The following is a 13587-nucleotide window of genomic DNA, read 5'->3' as shown; positions in this document are numbered from 1 at the left end:
AAAATGAGAGAAAAATTCGAACTTGACTTGAACACGTTACACACCAAGTTAATTGAAATCGGCAGTTTGACGGAAGTTGCATTAGGCAAATCAATCCGCGCATTAGAAAAGCAGGATATCGATTTGGCTATTGAAGTATTAGAGCAAGATGTGAATGTCGATCAGCTCGAAGAGGAAATTAATGACTTTGCAATTCTTTTAATTGCAAAGCAGCAGCCCGTTGCGATTGATCTAAGAAGAATCATTGTTTCCATTAAAATAGCTGCTGATATCGAACGAATGGCAGATAACGCAGTCAACATCGCAAAATCAGCAATTCGAATTGGAAATGAACCGCTTATAAAACCGCTTGAACAAATCACAAAAATGCACAAGCTGGCATCGGAAATGCTGTCTTTATCGCTGAAAGCTTACCATGAGGAAGATGTTGCATTAGCAAGAAAAATAGCCGAAATAGACGATGAAGTAGATGATTTATATGGTGAAGCAATTAAGGAGCTTTTGCAAATTATTCCTGAGAACTTAGAGTATATGAATCAAATTACCCAGCTCTCTCTTGTAGCAAGATTTATTGAACGTACTGCTGACCATGCAACGAATATCGCGGAAAATGTTTTATATTTAGTTAAAGGCCGCCATTATGCTTTAAATGATTAAAGGTTTGCCGTTTTCAGGCAAACCTTTTTTATATAAATAAAATCGCTATGTTATTCGTAAATGGTTCCGCGATACTAAAAAGCCCCTCCTAGTGCTAAAATAAATTTTGGTTCGCCGCCCAAATTTATCTAAATAGGAAGGGAACTTTTTATGTCTTTCGATTTAAATAGTTTATCGCATATAAAATGGAATTGTAAGTATTATATCGTGTCTATGTCTGAAATATAAGAGACAAGTGTTATGGAAAAATTTCGGGCAGACCATAAGGCAATTTTGTGAAAGAAAAGGCATGGAATTTTGGTGGGCTTTTATAAGTACTATTGATTAAAAAAGACAATTTAAAAGCCGAGAAAAGCACAAAATTGAGGCTGGGACAATGATCTTGGAATGACAATAATCAACACGGACGGTCGGGAATGGGAGAAAAATGATAAGGGCAATCTTTTTGTGGTTCTGAACTTCACCATTTTGAGTTTTGAAAAACTTCCTTTTTTTGCAAACGGCTGGTTTCAAATCTTATTTATAAAAAAACGGATCGCAGCCCCTTTTATCTTGTAAGGGCTTCTGCGATCTCGTAGTAGCTCATCCCTTTTTTTACTTCAAAAGTTCCAATTTGTACACGCTTATGATAATCGTGTTTAATTAAGTATTGATTAAATTTGGAGGCGGAATCAATAATGCCCGATTGTTCAAGTATTTTTGATACGTCGCTTGTCGTCATGCCTTCTTTAATATTTACTTTTACAGGTTTTACCTCAGTTTGTTGGTTATTGTTCTTTTGTTCTTGGTTTTGATTTTGTGCATTTTGGTTTTGTGCATTTTGATTTTGCTGCTTCTGCTGCTGTTCATTTTGTTGAGGTGTTTTATTCAGATTTTTCACTTTTGTATCTTTGTAAGAAAGAAATTCTTCATATTCTTTATTGGATACAGCAATTTTATTATTTTGAGCTAAATACTCGTTAACTGATTTGTCCGTCAACTCTTTTTCAGCCACAACCTTTTGATCATAGTTCCCTAAATAAAAAGTGAGGGTCAAAATTGAGGTGGAAACGATCATCCCTGCTGAGAATGCTTGTAAAATTCGTTTATTCATGATAGTTCCCTCTTATTTTGTTCGATTATTAGCTTTACTTCATCGGTTGTGGCATTTTCCGATTTTGCAATTTCAGCAATTGACATGCCTTGCTGATATTTTGATAAAATTTTGTTTTTCGTGTAATAATCAAAGTGTATAACGGACTGTGTGTCTTGCGAAACAGGCTTTGTGTTTGTTCCTTGCAGCAATTCTTCTTCCAATACCCTCATTTTCTTTTTCATTTTGTATATTTCTTGCATCGCAGAAACGGATAAATGCTCAACTTCTTGTTCCAACTCTTTTATATCGTCACGCTGAGTATAAGCAATTCCTAATAAAGCAATGCTGACAAGGAAAAGAATAATAATCACAATTTCCATGCATCTCACCTTCCATTAGTTGTCCCTTTATTGTTATATCATATATTTTAATAGAACAAAACGGCTTTTAACGAAATTTCATGTTAACTTAAAAAAAATGTAATTTGAAACGACTTGAAACTTTGTGTTCAAAAATAAACATAATGTAGATTTTACAATGCAAAAATGATATTATATAAAAGTCTGAATTTGAACATGAAATAGTTTGGAGGGAAAGATATGCGCGTAAATATTACTCTTGCTTGCACAGAATGCGGCGATAGAAATTATATCTCTACAAAAAATAAACGTACAAACACAGAACGCATCGAATTGAAAAAATATTGTCCAAGATGCAAAAGTCATGCTTTGCATCGTGAAACGAAGTAAAAGCAGTGGGAAGATATTTCCTGCTGTTTTTTTATTATAAAAAAGGTAAATGGGAGGAATTTTTAAGTTGGAAAAAAAATTTGAAATCAGAAATGAAGTGAAACGGATGTTAAAAAACATGGGGCATGAATTGCATGCGGACTGGTCAAACAAAATTGCTGAAACTCTTTTTGAAACAGACTATTGGCAGGAGGCGAATACCATTGGCCTTACAGTATCCAAAGGCTTCGAGGTCGATACAAAAAGTTTATTTTTTCGCTGCTGGCAGGAAAAGAAAAAAACAGCTGTGCCTAAATGCGACCCAAATATAAAAGAAATGGAGTTCAGGGAAATAAAATCGTTTGATCAATTAGAGAATGTTTATTTAGATTTACAGGAGCCGATCTTTGAGCAAACAACACTCATAACGCCAAAAGAAATTGACTTGCTCATCGTCCCTGGCATCTGCTTCGACCGGCGTGGGCACAGGATCGGATATGGCGGGGGTTATTTTGATCGTTATTTACATAAATACGCAAATGTAACTATTGCGCTTGCTTTTTCCTTTCAAATAGTTGAGGAAGTGCCGATTGAATCCCATGATATTCCGGTTGATATCATCATTACTGAAAAAGAATTGGTGGAGTGCAGGAAATGATCATTCCTTTATTGTTCATTATTTTTATTGCGACTATCGCTTATATTTCCTATAAGTCAAAAGCTTTGTCGATTTCTGGAGCAATAAGCTCCGTATTTGTCGGCGCTAGCATCTATTTTAGTTTTGGTTTTCCAGGGCTGGTCCCCCTTGGATTATTTTTTGCGTCATCAAGCATGATCAGTAAATGGAAGAAGGAACGAAAAGCGCAAATGGCATCAATTCTTGAAAAAGGGGAAAGACGCGACTATGTTCAAGTGCTGGCAAATGGCGGGATTCCAGTATTGATCAGCATTTTCAATATAGTGGATCATGATGACCGCAATTTTTGGTTCATTCTTTTAACCATTTCATTCGCTTGCGCCAACGCGGACACATGGGCTTCCGAAATTGGCAGCTTAAGCCGAATAAAACCGATTCTTTTATTTCCTCCAAAATTTGTCGAAAAAGGAACATCAGGTGCTGTTACCGTTCTCGGAACTTTTGCTTCCATCCTCGGTTCTTCGTTTGTTGCGCTGGGGAGTTCTTTTTTTATAAAAAATGATGCTCAAATTTTACCTTTCATTATATTATTTGGATTTATTGGAGCTTTGATTGACACGCTGTTCGGATGCTTTTTTCAACGAAAAAATAAATGTCTCGTCTGCCATGCTGAAACGGAAAAAAGAATACATTGCGGGGAATATACGGTAAAGACGAAAGGTTTTGTCTGGATGAATAATGACGCAGTTAATTTTTTATCAATTTTCATTGCAACAGTAATTGCGTATTTTATTTTGGATAAAAATTGAGCAAAAAGTTTATTTTAATTAATGGAGGGATTAAATTATGAAGCGATTAAAAAGAATTCTTCTAGTATTCGGCATTTTCTTCATATATTCAAATCGATACAAAATTATGAACGTATGCCTAAAAAGCAAATGGATGCGTGAGAAATTTATTCAACTGACAATGCAGATACCGCTAATTGGCAGGAAATTTCTCCAAGGTGCTTTTAAATAGGTGGAAATGGAAAGCTGAATCGTTTTTGATTCAGCTTTTTTCTTCAAACTGCCCTTCCACATTGGTATAATAAAGGAAAAACATGCGGAGAGATTTTAAATGGGGACTCAGCTAGATTTTATTTTTTGGAAAATTTTGCGAAGTCTTGTGGTGGAGCATAATTACAGGCTAATCAATATATCCGGCGATCATTCGGAGGTTTGGCTTGAGCCGTTTCGCAACAAATATTTTCAGCTTGTACGATTTGTCAGAAAAGATATTGACTGGGGAAATTGGATCTCTCAAGACATTGAACATACGGCGCATATTTTTGAAACGATCCGAAAACAATCTATGAGAAGGGACTTAAATATTCTTAACATTTATGTGACCACATTTCCTCCTGTTGATGATTGGGAATTTCGGATTAAAGAACCTTTTGCGCATGGGAAAACAGTCGTCAAAACAATGCTGCTGGATCAAGAGCATATAATGGAAAAAACAGGTGATTTGGAAGATGCTCTTTCGGCTTCGTTGAAAAAACTTGATTATGCAGCAGAAGAATCAAATTTTGAATCAGTTGAACGAATAAAAGAAGAAATATTTTCTTATATAAAAAGGCAGGAAAGGCTGGAACGCTCCTTTTTTGAAAATGGCAGGCCTTTCTTTACATATGTTTTTTTAACAGCACAAATTGTGATGTTTTTTCTTCTTGAATGGTACGGGGGAAGCACAAATTCTGATACTCTTATAAAATTTGGAGCGAAATACAATCCTGCCATTTACGATGGCGAATGGTGGAGATTTTTTTCACCAATTTTATTGCATATCGGTTTTTTGCATTTGATTATGAACTCTTTAGCCCTTTATTATATTGGAATGACTGTTGAAAAAATGTATGGTTCGATTCGATTTTTGCTTATATACTTGTTTGCCGGATTTACTGGTTCGCTTGCAAGCTTTGCTTTCAGCCCCTTTTTGTCCGCAGGTGCATCAGGTGCGATATTCGGCTTGTTCGGTGCGCTCTTGTTTTTAGGTGTGTTAAACCCTAAATTGTTTTTCCGTACAATAGGACCCAACATCTTGATTGTAGTTTTAATTAACTTAATGCTTGGCTGGGCGATTCCGAATGTGGACAACGCTGGTCATATAGGCGGTTTAATTGGCGGATTTCTGGCAGCTTTTGTTCTGCAGATTCCAAGGATGTCCAAATTTTTCACGAGAGCAGTGGGGCTTATTTTATCGATCATCTTCGTTTTCGGTCTTGGGTATTATGGATATGAAATAGCCCCTAAGCGCAATTCGGAAATGGCTTTAGCAAGGGCGCAGGCACTAATTGAGAACAAGGAGTTCCAAAAGGCTTCCGAAGTGCTTTCGGAAGCGAAGGAGCTTGATGATGCAAAAGTTGAAATCATCTATTTACTTGCTTATACGGAATATCGTTTGAACAATGTGGCAAGCTCAATTGAATATTTAAACAATGTATTGGAAAAAGATCCGACATTTCATCAAGCTTATTATGTACTTAGCCTAATATATGCAGAACAGAATGATGTTGTGAAAGCACAAGAAGCGATTGATAAGGCATTGAAGCTTGATCCGGGAAAAGCGGAATATCAGCAGCTAAAACAACAGCTTGACAATCTATAGCTCGATGACTTGTTCGGAAGTTTTCAAAAAAAGAACTTTAGCAATATGTGCAGCTTATCCGCATTTTTATTTAGAAGGTGATGTTTTTGAAAACGATTTACGACATACAACAGCTTTTAAAACGTTTCGGTACTATCATATACATCGGGGATCGTGTGGCTGATCTTGAATTAATGGAGGAGGAGGTGAAGCAGCTGTTTGAGTCGCAGCTGATTGACGCAAAAGAATTTGAAATGGCCATGCTATTGTTAAGACGAGAAATAATGATAGAAAAAGATAAGAGAAAAAGAGTAAAGGATGAAAAATATGATCGATAATTGGCTAGTTGGTGTGGACTTAGGGGGAACTACGATAAAAATTGCATTTATCAATATAAATGGAGAGATTATTGAAAAATGGGAAATCCCTACCGATAAATCAGGAAAAAATATTGTTAGTGATATTTCTCAATCTATATACGAAAAGTTGAAAGAACTTGGTGAATCGAAGCAAAAGCTGATTGGAATCGGCATGGGGGCGCCTGGCCCTGTCGATTTAACAGAGGGAATCATTTCTAGAACTGTCAATATTGGATGGGAAAATAATTATCCGCTTAAGAAAAATCTTGAAAAAGAAACTGGTTTGCAAGTAATCGTTGATAATGATGCCAACCTTGCAGCTCTTGGTGAAATGTGGAAAGGAGCGGGGAATGGAGAAAGGGATTTAATATGCGTCACACTCGGAACGGGAGTCGGCGGAGGAATCATTGCAAATGGAGAAATAATCCATGGGAAAAATAGCGCAGGCGGAGAAATCGGCCATATAACTTCCGTTTTGCATGGAGGTTTTCCGTGCAACTGCGGAAAAACGGGCTGCCTGGAAACGGTCGCCTCTGCAACTGGAATAGTTCGAATGGCTATAGCCAAAATGGAAGAGTTTAATGGGAGATCAACGCTGAATCGGGAATTGGAAAGAAAAGGATCGATCACTGCAAAAGATGTGTTTGATGCTGCGAAAAACGGCGATGAGATGGCATTGCAGGTTGTCGACGACATGACGATGCATCTTGGTCTTGCTCTTGCCAACTTGGCTACTGCTTTAAATCCTGCCAAAATTATCATTGGCGGTGGAGTATCAAAGGCTGGGGAATTTTTAATAAAAAGAGTTAAAAATGTTTTTCAACAGTTCGTTTTTCATGAAGCTTCCGCAGCAGATATTGCTCTTGCAACGCTTGGCAATGATGCAGGTGTAATTGGCGGCGCATGGCTGGTTAAAACGTACATACTTGAAAATTGAGGAAGACTAAAAAGGAATTGTCCGATAAGCCCCTAAAATGAAGCAAGTGGAGAAAAACAATGTGTTTCTCTCCACTTGCTTTTATATTTGTTCGATTTTCATCTGAAAGTAGCTGGCGGATGCCGGCTCCTTTCAGTATGTGTGCGCTAAAGCCACAATCCCAAACTCGACATGTACCTTGTCGAGGTCCAGCAAAGAAAATCTGATAGCGCTTTTAAAAAAGGCGCTATTTTTTTGGCAGCTAAATTTGGATTATAACAAATTCTGTTTATATGAAACTTTTTTAATTTTTGTCCGTCTAAACATAATAGGTACTGAGATAAAATAATATATAAAAAGCTAGCATCTTATTGTAAATATATTGTAAAAAAACATTGATTTTTTTTGGAAGAAGTATTAAGATAATCTTTAGTTATTCACTAAGATGCCTAAAAAATGGAAAAAAACACTTAAGTGTAGAAATGCGCAGGTCCACCGTTTGAGGAGGTAAAAAAATGCGTAAAAGCACATTTTCAAAAATTTCTTTTTTGTTATTAGCGACATTTTTTATGTGGATTAAAACGTACATTGTCTACAAAACTAGCTTTGATATAAAAATAGAAAATTTCAAGCAAGAGATTATTTTATTCATCAATCCGCTGAGCTTTTTGCTGTTTGTTTTTGGTATTGGATTATTTATGAAAGACAAAAACCGGAATCGCTGGGTGATCGGTGCCAGCATTGTGATGACCTTTCTCTTATTAGCTAATGTTGTTTTTTATCGGTTTTATAACGACTTTTTGACTATTCCCGTGCTCTTCCAAGCTAGCAATATGGGAGATTTGGGAAGCAGCATAACCGAGCTGATTCAACCTGTCGATATATTAATGTTTGTTGATATAGCCATTTTAATTTGGCTTTCACGGAGACCTGTTTTCCGCAAACAGGAAAAATTAATGCGCAAAGAAAAAACAGCATATTATTTAATGGTTGCAGCTGTGTTTTTCTTTAATCTTGGATTGGCTGAAACAGAGCGTCCGCAGCTTTTAACAAGAACGTTTGACAGGGAGATGCTCGTCAAAAATATTGGTGTATACAATTTTCATATTTACGATTCTTTGCTGCAGTCCAAAACGTCTGCACAACGTGCGTTAGCTGACAGCAATAACTTGGTCGAAATTCAAAATTATTTAAATGCGAACAAAAAAGAACCTAGTAAAGAAATGAATGGAATTGCAAAAGGTAGAAATGTCATTATCGTCTCTATGGAGTCGTTCCAAAACTTTGTTATCAATCAGAAATTGAACGGACAAGAAATTACCCCGTTTTTAAATGATTTTATTAAACAAAGCTACTATTTTGATAATTTTTACCATCAAACAGGACAAGGCAAAACGTCAGATTCAGAATTTTTATTGGAAAATTCTTTGTATCCGTTGGGAAGAGGCTCAGTCTTCTTTACAAATGCGAACAATGAGTACAATGCAACTCCGGAAATTTTAAAGGATTACGGTTATTACACAGCTGTATTTCATGCAAATAACCGCACATTCTGGAATCGCGATGTGATGTATAATTCTCTTGGATACGACCGTTTCTTTGATGTCAGAGATTATAATGTGACGGAAGAAAATTCGGTAGGATGGGGATTGAAGGATATTGACTTCTTTAAGCAGTCGGTACAATTATTGAAAAATGTTCCTCAGCCTTTTTATACGAAATATATTACATTAACGAACCATTTTCCGTTTGAGTTGGGTGAAGAAGATAAATTGATTGATGAATTTGATTCCGAAGATGGAGTCGTGAATCGCTATTTTACGACGGTTCGTTATACAGATGAAGCCTTGAAAGTGTTCATCGAAGATCTAAAAAAAGCTGGACTATATGAAAATTCAATTATTATATTGTACGGCGACCATTACGGTATTTCCGAAAACCATAACAAAGCGATGGCACAATTTTTAGGGAAAGAGGAAATTACGCCGCTTGATACGATTCAGCTGCAAAAAGTTCCGTTAATTATCCATATTCCAGGGGTTACCGATAAAAATCCGAAAGTGTTCCATCAAGTCGCCGGGCAAATTGACTTGAAGCCAACTATTTTAAACCTGCTAGGCATTGATACGAAAAACGATATCGAATTTGGTACAGATATTTTTTCAAAAGACCGTATTCCGTTTGTTGTGTTAAGGGACGGCAGCTTTATTACGGATCAATATGTGTATACAAGAGGAATATGCTATGACAAATCAACAGGCGAAGCTGTTGAGGATAAAAATGCATGTGAACCATATATGGAAAAAGCGAAAAATGAGCTTGATTATTCGGATGAAATTATTTATGGTGACCTGCTGCGGTTTTTTGACAAAGAGGATGAACCATCTCCGAATTCAACCGAGCAGCAAGCTGCAAAAAAACAGTAAAAGGCTCTGGCCATTAGGTCAGAGCTTTTTTATACGTTTTATTAATGAAACATGATGTCGTTCATATAATATGTTATGTACTGAATAAAAAGGGGAGAGGGGTTTTTTTATGGAAATCTGTATGAATGAAACAGCGGATTTGGAGTACTTGGGAAAAAAATATCAACTTTCGAAACGATTGTTGTTGGATTCAAATCCCTTCTTCGAAAACGAAAAAATCTTTAAAGGGGAAAAAATCGTCATTCCCGGATGGGGTTTCGTACAAAATAATCCGTTTCATCCTTCACCAAGCTTGACTAAAAATACATACAATGCTGTCCCAATTTCATGGCCTGTAATTGATCCAAAACGGCCCTATCATTTTTTTGCTTTGACAAGCGATATTGCGGTGTTAAAAAAAAATTACCCATTTATTAAAGAGAGGATTATCGGCCGCAGTGTTCTAGGGAATCCTTTAGTTGAACTTCTTATCGGTTCCGGAACGAAAAAAGTTCATATGAACGGTTCGTTTCATGCAAATGAGTGGATTACGACAGCCATTATGATGAAATGGCTCAATGAGTATGTTCGGAAGCTTATTTTAAACGAATCGATTAATGGAATTTCTGTAAGACAGCTTTATGAGCAGATTACTTTATCGTTTGTCCCGATGGTGAATCCGGATGGAGTGAATCTTGTTTTAGCAGCTGAATCGTTCGATCCTCAAGTGAAAGAACAGGCCGTCAAGTTAAATAATAACTGTGAAGATTTTTCCGATTGGAAAGCAAATATTCGCGGCGTTGATCTGAACAATCAATTTCCTGCCTTTTGGGAAATTGAAAAAGAAAGAAAAAGCCCTAAATCCCCGGCTCCTCGTGATTATCCAGGTGATTATCCTCTCTCAGAGCCGGAAGCAATTGCTATGAGTGAACTAGTCAAGCAGTCTCAATTTGAACTCATCGTAGCCTTCCACACACAAGGAGAAGAAATATATTGGGGGTATTTAAACTATGAACCAGAGAAGTCGGAAGAAATCGTAAAAGAGTATGAGTTGTTAAGCGGATATAAAGGAATCCGAATGATTGATAGTCATGCCGGTTTTCGCGATTGGTTTATTAAAGAATACAGAAAGCCGGGATTTACCGTTGAATTAGGCAGAGGAAGGAACCCTTTGCCGCTTGACCAATTTGATGAAATTTATCGGAAAGCAAAGGGAATATTTTGGGCGTCGCTTTATTTGCTGTGCAAATAAATTTTTTGAAACATTTTTTTGAAAAATTCGTAAATTATAAGTGAAAATTGGATGAGAAGGATGAGGGTGATGAGGGCAGCCTTTTTTTTCGTCATGTGCTTTCCGATTCTCCTTTTGTCGTCTTGTGAATTTCATCAGCTTACGAATGAAAAGAAACAAGTGACAAAAGAGAAAAAAATGGAAAATGAGTTTGAAAACTTTAAAGCAGAACAGAATCTTTTAGAGAACATTCAACCGATTGAAGCAGAGGAAAATACCTTTCAAAATATTACTGGATGGTTTCATGAAACGGCTGTGCTTTACATTAAAAATCTTGAAGACCGTTCGGAAGTTATTTGTCACGATCTTCAAAGCGGAAAAGATGAACTATTTTTTCAGACAAAGCATCCGATTATTCAAACAGTGCCCAATGATCGCCGAACAATTTTTCTCATTCATTCAAGCCCTGAAACCAATCAAGCCATCCTGACATTTGTAAACACCGAAGGAGAGGAATTATTTCATTGGGAAATCAATGCGTTTGAACTTCAATACACATGGAATCCCTATAATGAAAAAGAGCTGATGGTTACAGCATTTGCTGAAGATTGGTCATATAAGACTTATTTGCTTGATTTGAAAGAGAAAAAAGTTGTGGATAGTCCCTATCAAATACCTTTTTTTCAATGGACAGATGAAGATCGCATTACATATGTAAAATGGAATAACGATGAGCCTGAGTTAAGCGCTCCGCTTTATGAAGCGAACTTAATGAAACATCACGAAAAAAAAATCGCTGATCATGTCATCGGAAATGGAAATTTTTCATCGATTGTCATGTATTTGCAGGAAAATCAACAGGAAAAAGGATTCGGTCAATATGTTTTTATAAATTCTTCATCAAAAAAAGTGTTGTCTACATTTCGTGTCCCTTTGGCTTCCGATTACTCTCAATGGATTTTTCCCTACTATGACTTCAATGCTCAAAATCAGCAGTTTTATACATTTGTGCCCGTTGCCAAATCCCAGGACGGTTCCTTTGAACTGCAAAGATTTAACCTTATCACTAAGAAAAAAGAAACCATCTTCAAAAACGTGACAAACGATCCTATCCTCATTTCGCCATCCGGTCATTATGCTTTGTATGGGCCGAGATTGGAAAAAATCATGGATTTAAGTAAGGAAAAGATTCAGGAGATTGTAAAATAAACAGGAGTGAAAGCATCTTTTTTGGCAATATGAAGCGGAGGTTAAAAGACGGGTGTGTGACAACTGAATGTTTATTTATTCATAAAAAAAAGAATGGCCCCGCCATTCTTTCTTTTTTAGTGTGGCACTGGTATACCGTGGTGAACAATCGTTTTATAGGTAAACCATCCAAAAACAGCGACTGTTCCAAGCGCAAACAAAATTCCCAATATGTTTTTTTGTTTTAAAGAACGGAAAATAGCATAGATACCAAGCAAAGTTACTAAAGTAAAGATAATGACAGTACCCATTGTATAGCCCCCAATCTTTTATACGTTGAAGTGCGGCAAATATCTTCCCCTTCATATTTTAATCTCTTTTACTAGATTTGTCGAGGTAGGAACGGTACGTTTGCATAAAATGACTATGTCAATTTTATGAACGGTATGTCCTGCACATTTTAGGTTTGGCCAAAAATTTTCTAACTATTCCTTTTGCGCCAAAAAAGAATGTTTTGTATGATGGAAATGAAAAGAAAATGACCTGAGGTGAGAGCATGAAATGGATGAGAATCCCGCTCGGATTGCTGCAAACAAATGCGTATATTTTAACAAATGACAAAAATGCGTGTATTTTATTTGATCCAGGCGATGAAGGAGAAAAGCTAATTGAAGTATTGCGCAAACATCAGTTGACTCCCCTTGCCATTTTGTTGACACATGCACATTTTGATCACATCGGAGCGATTGATGATGTTCGAAAAGTTTGGAATATTCCAGTATATGTCCACGAAAAAGAACAAAAATGGCTTGGCGATCCTTCTTTAAATGGATCTGGTCATTTTATGAATGGAAAAAATGTAATGGTAGAGGAAGCGGACGAAATCATTCGGGAAGAAGGAAGCTTGACAATTGGTTCTTTCCAGTTCTCTTTATTTGAAACACCGGGGCATTCTCCTGGAAGCATCTCCTACTATTTAGAAGAAGCAAATGCTGTTTTTTCAGGCGACGTATTATTTAAAGGAAGCATTGGCCGTACGGATTTGCTTGGAGGGAATCATGAAGAACTGCTGAAAAGCATTCATGAAAAACTGCTAGTGCTGCCGGAAGAAACCATTGTGTTGCCTGGCCACGGTTCAGAAACAACCATTATAGAAGAAATGGAAACAAATCCTTTTTTAAATGGATTTTCGCTTTCGTAAAAATTGAAGAAGGTCAAAAAACAGGCAATTCCATTGCGGAATTGCCTGTTTTTATTAATGGCCGCCTTGTCCAGGGACCATCATAAACGTCGTCCAATATGTAAACCCGACGAAGAAAATGGTCAAATATGCTCCGAAAATATAAATATACATACGTTCAGTTAATTTTAAATAAGATAGTAAAACAAAAAATCCAGTTTGACCAAAGAAAAGTAAAGACGTCGTCTTCATATCGCCTAAATAAAACATAATAGCAAAAATACCTGTCCAAAAACCGAGTACACGGAACATGCGATCCATTGTGTTTCCCTCCTTTTCCCTCAATCGGTCGCTTTTTATATTATAATGTACAGCTTGATACATTGTAAATATACCGTTTCCAATTGTTATTGTATCCACTTTGTTTTCAAACATGTTGTAAAAAAATGTTCAAAAATTATGAGTTTATAGCAAAAAATTGTTTTCTAAACAGTCTTTGCAAACAATTGTTATTTTTCGGTTATGCTCAATTAAATTTTGCAAAAGGAAAGGGAAAAGAAAAATCCATTATCTACGTTCGCAT

At 36.5% G+C, this 13587-nt stretch carries 15 protein-coding genes; 11 read left to right on the top strand and 4 right to left on the bottom strand.

Annotated elements, in window-relative coordinates; translation table 11 throughout:
* Window positions 1–3: 3 nt before the first annotated feature.
* Window positions 4–657, top strand: a complete 654-nt coding sequence (phoU, locus tag NSU19_RS13205; protein ID WP_063388079.1) for a phosphate signaling complex protein PhoU — start codon at window positions 4–6, stop codon at window positions 655–657.
* Window positions 658–1204: 547 nt separating this feature from the next.
* Here the strand turns inward: phoU and NSU19_RS13200 are convergent.
* Together NSU19_RS13200 and NSU19_RS13195 are read right to left on the bottom strand one after the other, a co-directional pair.
* Entirely contained in the window at window positions 1205–1750 is a 546-nt protein-coding gene (locus NSU19_RS13200; protein WP_066247568.1) for an endolytic transglycosylase MltG, read from the bottom strand.
* The gene (locus NSU19_RS13195) at window positions 1747–2112 is read right to left on the bottom strand and encodes a hypothetical protein (protein WP_063388081.1); all 366 of its coding nucleotides are present in this window, start codon (window positions 2110–2112) and stop codon (window positions 1747–1749) included. Before NSU19_RS13195 ends, NSU19_RS13200 begins: the two co-directional genes overlap by 4 nt.
* Before the next feature lie 219 nt (window positions 2113–2331).
* Between NSU19_RS13195 and rpmG the strand changes: the two genes are divergently transcribed.
* The 9 genes from rpmG (at window position 2332) to NSU19_RS13150 (ending at window position 11845) form a co-directional block, all read left to right on the top strand.
* A complete protein-coding gene (gene rpmG / locus NSU19_RS13190) occupies window positions 2332–2481 on the top strand; it encodes a 50S ribosomal protein L33 (protein ID WP_063388082.1) in 150 nt (49 codons plus the stop codon).
* Window positions 2482–2548: 67 nt separating this feature from the next.
* Window positions 2549–3118, top strand: coding sequence for a 5-formyltetrahydrofolate cyclo-ligase (locus tag NSU19_RS13185; RefSeq protein ID WP_063388083.1), 570 nt, complete (start codon window positions 2549–2551; stop codon window positions 3116–3118).
* On the top strand, window positions 3115–3906 hold the full coding sequence (locus NSU19_RS13180; protein WP_130156347.1) for a DUF92 domain-containing protein: 792 nt from the start codon (window positions 3115–3117) through the stop codon (window positions 3904–3906). The genes NSU19_RS13185 and NSU19_RS13180 overlap by 4 nt, the downstream gene beginning before the upstream one ends.
* A 310-nt stretch (window positions 3907–4216) precedes the next feature.
* Complete coding sequence (locus NSU19_RS13175) at window positions 4217–5746, top strand: rhomboid family intramembrane serine protease (RefSeq protein WP_063388085.1); 1530 nt, start codon at window positions 4217–4219, stop codon at window positions 5744–5746.
* Between the two features lie 86 nt (window positions 5747–5832).
* Window positions 5833–6063 (top strand): YqgQ family protein, encoded by a 231-nt coding sequence (locus tag NSU19_RS13170; RefSeq protein ID WP_066247571.1) that lies wholly within the window; start codon window positions 5833–5835, stop codon window positions 6061–6063.
* Window positions 6053–7021, top strand: coding sequence for an ROK family glucokinase (locus NSU19_RS13165; RefSeq protein ID WP_311066320.1), 969 nt, complete (start codon window positions 6053–6055; stop codon window positions 7019–7021). The genes NSU19_RS13170 and NSU19_RS13165 overlap by 11 nt, the downstream gene beginning before the upstream one ends.
* 494 nt (window positions 7022–7515) lie before the next feature.
* Window positions 7516–9426: an LTA synthase family protein gene (locus NSU19_RS13160; RefSeq protein WP_144596790.1), complete on the top strand. Its 1911-nt coding sequence runs from the start codon at window positions 7516–7518 to the stop codon at window positions 9424–9426.
* Window positions 9427–9535: 109 nt separating this feature from the next.
* Window positions 9536–10657: a M14 family metallocarboxypeptidase gene (locus NSU19_RS13155; RefSeq protein WP_066247575.1), complete on the top strand. Its 1122-nt coding sequence runs from the start codon at window positions 9536–9538 to the stop codon at window positions 10655–10657.
* Between the two features lie 69 nt (window positions 10658–10726).
* The gene (locus NSU19_RS13150) at window positions 10727–11845 is read left to right on the top strand and encodes a hypothetical protein (RefSeq protein WP_144596792.1); all 1119 of its coding nucleotides are present in this window, start codon (window positions 10727–10729) and stop codon (window positions 11843–11845) included.
* Window positions 11846–11961: 116 nt separating this feature from the next.
* Here NSU19_RS13150 and NSU19_RS13145 read toward each other — a convergent pair whose 3' ends face one another.
* On the bottom strand, window positions 11962–12135 hold the full coding sequence (locus NSU19_RS13145; RefSeq protein ID WP_065095533.1) for a DUF2759 domain-containing protein: 174 nt from the start codon (window positions 12133–12135) through the stop codon (window positions 11962–11964).
* A gap of 245 nt (window positions 12136–12380) precedes the next feature.
* On the opposite strand from NSU19_RS13145, the gene NSU19_RS13140 reads away from it, so the two are divergent.
* Window positions 12381–13025, top strand: coding sequence for an MBL fold metallo-hydrolase (locus tag NSU19_RS13140; RefSeq protein WP_339196837.1), 645 nt, complete (start codon window positions 12381–12383; stop codon window positions 13023–13025).
* A gap of 54 nt (window positions 13026–13079) precedes the next feature.
* On the opposite strand, the gene NSU19_RS13135 is transcribed toward NSU19_RS13140, so the two are convergent.
* Window positions 13080–13325: a DUF2626 domain-containing protein gene (locus tag NSU19_RS13135; protein ID WP_063388092.1), complete on the bottom strand. Its 246-nt coding sequence runs from the start codon at window positions 13323–13325 to the stop codon at window positions 13080–13082.
* Window positions 13326–13587: the final 262 nt, after the last annotated feature.

Source organism: Aeribacillus sp. FSL k6-2211 (assembly GCF_037966125.1).
Classification (GTDB): Bacteria; Bacillota; Bacilli; order Bacillales; family Aeribacillaceae; genus Aeribacillus; species Aeribacillus composti.
Note: the sequence above shows the minus strand (reverse complement) of the source record. Positions and strands in the feature narration are given on the sequence as shown.

Coding starts and splice junctions, on each gene's coding strand:
- phoU (WP_063388079.1), top strand. CDS start 4: ATGAGAGAAAAATTCGAACTTGACTTGAACACGTTACACACCAAGTTA.
- NSU19_RS13200 (WP_066247568.1), bottom strand. CDS start 1,750: ATGAATAAACGAATTTTACAAGCATTCTCAGCAGGGATGATCGTTTCC.
- NSU19_RS13195 (WP_063388081.1), bottom strand. CDS start 2,112: ATGGAAATTGTGATTATTATTCTTTTCCTTGTCAGCATTGCTTTATTA.
- rpmG (WP_063388082.1), top strand. CDS start 2,332: ATGCGCGTAAATATTACTCTTGCTTGCACAGAATGCGGCGATAGAAAT.
- NSU19_RS13180 (WP_130156347.1), top strand. CDS start 3,115: ATGATCATTCCTTTATTGTTCATTATTTTTATTGCGACTATCGCTTAT.
- NSU19_RS13175 (WP_063388085.1), top strand. CDS start 4,217: ATGGGGACTCAGCTAGATTTTATTTTTTGGAAAATTTTGCGAAGTCTT.
- NSU19_RS13165 (WP_311066320.1), top strand. CDS start 6,053: ATGATCGATAATTGGCTAGTTGGTGTGGACTTAGGGGGAACTACGATA.
- NSU19_RS13160 (WP_144596790.1), top strand. CDS start 7,516: ATGCGTAAAAGCACATTTTCAAAAATTTCTTTTTTGTTATTAGCGACA.
- NSU19_RS13155 (WP_066247575.1), top strand. CDS start 9,536: ATGGAAATCTGTATGAATGAAACAGCGGATTTGGAGTACTTGGGAAAA.
- NSU19_RS13150 (WP_144596792.1), top strand. CDS start 10,727: ATGAGGGCAGCCTTTTTTTTCGTCATGTGCTTTCCGATTCTCCTTTTG.
- NSU19_RS13145 (WP_065095533.1), bottom strand. CDS start 12,135: ATGGGTACTGTCATTATCTTTACTTTAGTAACTTTGCTTGGTATCTAT.
- NSU19_RS13140 (WP_339196837.1), top strand. CDS start 12,381: ATGAAATGGATGAGAATCCCGCTCGGATTGCTGCAAACAAATGCGTAT.
- NSU19_RS13135 (WP_063388092.1), bottom strand. CDS start 13,325: ATGGATCGCATGTTCCGTGTACTCGGTTTTTGGACAGGTATTTTTGCT.